We start from the raw sequence: 3,497 nt of genomic DNA on the forward strand, positions 1-3,497 counted from the left end.
TGGCTATGTCGGAGGGGTTCCACCCGTTCCCATCCCGAACACGGAAGTTAAGCCCTCCAGAGCCGATGGTACTCCGCGGGAAACCGCGCGGGAGAGTAGGTCGCTGCCGGATTTTTTTTGAAGGCCCCGAGTCCTCATGTAAGTGAGGACTCGGGGCCTTCGCCTTTCGGGCTCACGGTCCGCTGAGAGACTGCTCCGATTCTGCGGTGCTGTCGTTCGGTGGTCTGGCGGAGTTTATAGCTCGCGTCCGCGCTACCTCAACCTGCGTTGCGCTGGGCACTTCGTTGGTTTCCCTTGAGCGACCAGTGAGGCCCCGTAGAACCTCCGCGACTACCGCGAGAACGTGGTCTGGCCCGTTCTGCTCATCGCAACTCGGCGGAGAGCTGCAGGTCCTCTGGGATTTGAGGCTGCTCGTGCTGGCCAGCCGCCAGCTCCGGGCCGTCGCCTGGGCGTACGATGGTGCCGCACAAGCTTGGAATTCGAGCCGTTTATCAGACACGTCATGCACGAGTTGGACTCGCAGGTCCGCCAGCTCTTTCGCGAAGCCCTCTGTGTGTATGCGTTGAACGGAGATCGCTCCGAGGAGTCCGGTCGGCTGGTCATCCATCACCGCCGCAAGTCGGAGTGCCCACTCGCCCGCGTGGGCTGAGGAACCACGGCATGAGGCGCGGATTCATCGCCGCCCACGCAGACCGATGCGTCCTCGCCGCACCGGGGCTCGATGTCCGCGGCGACGACGAGCTGCCCCATTCGCTGCTCATTCGCTGCGTGAATGAGCTGCACCGGCAGTAGTGGATGGCGGGCAAGTCCTTCCTGGGGACTCCGCTCACCAGATGTTACTCCACGCTTCTCAAATCCTCTGAGGAGCGAAGACTGTCCAACGCGCGCTTGAGGGCTCACCCTCGGGGTGGATCTGGCTCGAGCTGCTGCTGAGATGGTGGGAGCGGAGCTGGCGCCGCACTACCCCATGGTATGGGCGGTGGTCGAGCGCGTCATTGACGCTCAGTACGCCGGCAAGAAGACTCAGCTTCTGCATCCGGGACGATACCGCCTGCCAGCATCCTCGGGGATCGTATCGCCCGCGAGCTTGCCGCGTACGCACAGCGCCGCCTGGGCGGTAAGAAGTCCGAGTCGGGTTGCTGCCAGGCCATCTCCCGCGCAGGGATGTGATCATCCTGGAACGCGGTCGCGTTTCTCTGGACCCAGGTTTGGGTGGTGAGCAAGACCCTGGAGCTTGGACGGAGACGCACGCGCTGTGGCTTACCCCAGGGAGAGATCCTCGAGCGCGCCGCGCGGCCTGACGTACGGCATCGACCTGAGCTGGGAATGATGTCGATCGGTGTTCCCCAACCAGGTCATGGGGCATGTCCGCGCACGGGGGTAGTCAGGGGCCAGGAACGCGCGGGGGGTAGTGGCTGTGCTGCCCCAGACGCTCGACGAACCCTGGTGGGTCGATGGCCCTTACAGTCTGACCGTGCTGATACTGAGGGTTCAAGTGAGGATGCCGCGATCTTCGACGAGCGAGGTGTCCACTTCATCGACCCGACCACGCGTCGAGCCCAAGGCGGCGCACATCCAGGTTTTCGCCACTGCCGTCGCGGCCTGGCCCCCGATCGGGCTCAACATGCGGGCCGTGTCTACAGCTTCGATGCCGTATGTCGAGGCGCCGAGCTTCTTGCTGGCTCGACCCGATGGCGGTTGTGGATGGCGCCTCCGCGAGCCCCATGACGGCGGTGGTGCACTTCGATCGCATTGCCTGAAACGGGGAGTCGTTCAATTGGGAGGGCGCCGTCGGCTATTGCAGGCGATCCGCCGTGTGGGCGTGTCCCTCAAGGACATCCGTGCGGCCAGAGGTGAGCTCCTGGACCCGACGAGTGCCCGAGACGTGCGGCTTGATGCGACCCGGCTCAAGGACGGCGCGTTCGTGTCGCTCGTCCATGGCGAGACAGACCAAGCCCAAGCCATGCGCGAGTGGGCCTTCATGGTTTCATCACCCCAGTGCACCCCAAGGTGCTCATCCGCATCTCCGCGGGGGTGGAGGGCTGCGACCTCCACCTGCCCTGCGGGCATGTCATCTACTAGGACCTGGCGGGAGTCCCATGGCGGTCGAGCGGCGCGTACGGAGCGGTAGCCCGGAGTGGCAGCAAGGCGTTCCGCGAGCACGAGTTGGTAGGCCCGAGGGTGGCGTGCTTCCTGGAGGTCTCAAGCCCATTCCTGGTGGGGGCCTACGACGAAGGGATGTTCGAGGAACTCCGCTTCCGGGCCCAGATGTTCGAGGTGCTCATAGGGCGGAGAGGTCAGCTTGGACAATGCAGAGGGCCAAGACGACGTGGCTGCGGCGGGGGGCTTGGTGGACGGCGTCCGGCTCGAGACGTTGCGGATGGTGGAGGAGCTTCGGTCCGGCTGCATTGCTGGAAGGACTGCCAGCGCAGCGGCCCTGGGAGGCACTCCGGGTGCGGTGGCCAGAGAGCCTATCTCCCCGACAACTGGGGCTCGCTCGCCCGGTCCTCACATGGGACGTGAAACTCCTGAGTGCTTGACCCCTCCACGAGGGAGAGGGCTTGGCTGGAACGAGGCAGGAGCACGAGGCCCGTGTCGGAATGCAGGTCCGAACTTTGCGGTTGAAGCGAATACCCGCGCCCTTTCGAGAGGCTGGATGGAGTGACGCTCCGCCTCGAGCGGGAAGATGGGGGCGAGGAAGTCGGTTGACTCCCAACGCGGTGGTGGTAGAAGCCGCGCCCCCTTGGACGGAAAAGCGAAGCCGCGCTGGCGGCGGGGACTTCCGGAGAGGTTGAAAGACGGAATACGGAGTCGACGGGACGATGTTGACTCCCAACGCGGCGGTGGTAGAAGCCGCGTCCCTCGAAGCGGCGAAGTCGCACGGGCGACGGAGTCGATGGAGCGGGAAGAGAGAGTCGACGAAGGCGGTTGACTCCCAACGCGGTGGTGGTAGAAGCCGCGCCCCCTGAACGGGAAAGCGAAGTCGCAACGGCGACGGGAGCTCCCGAGCGGGTTTGAAAGACGAAATACGAAGTCAACGAGCGGAGTTGACACCTGACGCGGCGGTGGTAGAAGCCGCCTCCCCTCGAAACGGCGAAGTCGCGAAGGCGACAGAGCCGAATCGGCGGGAAAGAAGGAGTCGATGAAGGCGGTTGACAGGGAAGGCGGAAACGAAGTAGGTTCCGCGCCCCCTCGAAAGAGAAGAAACAAAGCGCTGCGGCGCGATGTTGCTTCCAAACGAGGCGAAGCGGTGAAGCGAAGCGACAACGGTCGCTTGACAGCGGAAGCGCTTCGAAATAAAGAATGCCTCCCCCGAAGTTGAAGGGGATGCAGCAGCGAAGCAGAGCGTAGCACACAGTCGCGAGAGCAACAAGCGGCTCGGTCTTTGAAAACCAAATAGCAAGCCCAAGAAGACAGATTGCGGAAACCGCAGTCAATTCTAAGCGGTACCTCAAGAGAGTCGGCGAGAGTCGATTCCGAGGTACCTTGAACAGCGA

General features: G+C 63.8%; 2 protein-coding genes and 1 rRNA gene. All 3 read left to right on the plus strand.

Annotation, left to right across the window (positions count from 1 at the left end):
- Positions 1-112 (plus strand): 5S ribosomal RNA (gene rrf / locus VF697_RS13740); the annotation flags it as partial.
- Between the two features lie 390 nt (positions 113-502).
- Positions 503-649: a hypothetical protein gene (locus VF697_RS13745; RefSeq protein WP_331095050.1), complete on the plus strand. Its 147-nt coding sequence runs from the start codon at positions 503-505 to the stop codon at positions 647-649.
- Between the two features lie 11 nt (positions 650-660).
- Positions 661-792 (plus strand): hypothetical protein, encoded by a 132-nt coding sequence (locus VF697_RS13750; RefSeq protein WP_331095052.1) that lies wholly within the window; start codon positions 661-663, stop codon positions 790-792.
- Positions 793-3,497: the final 2,705 nt, after the last annotated feature.

Origin of the sequence: Archangium sp. (assembly GCF_036388035.1) — a bacterium.
GTDB lineage: Bacteria > Myxococcota > Myxococcia > Myxococcales > Myxococcaceae > Archangium.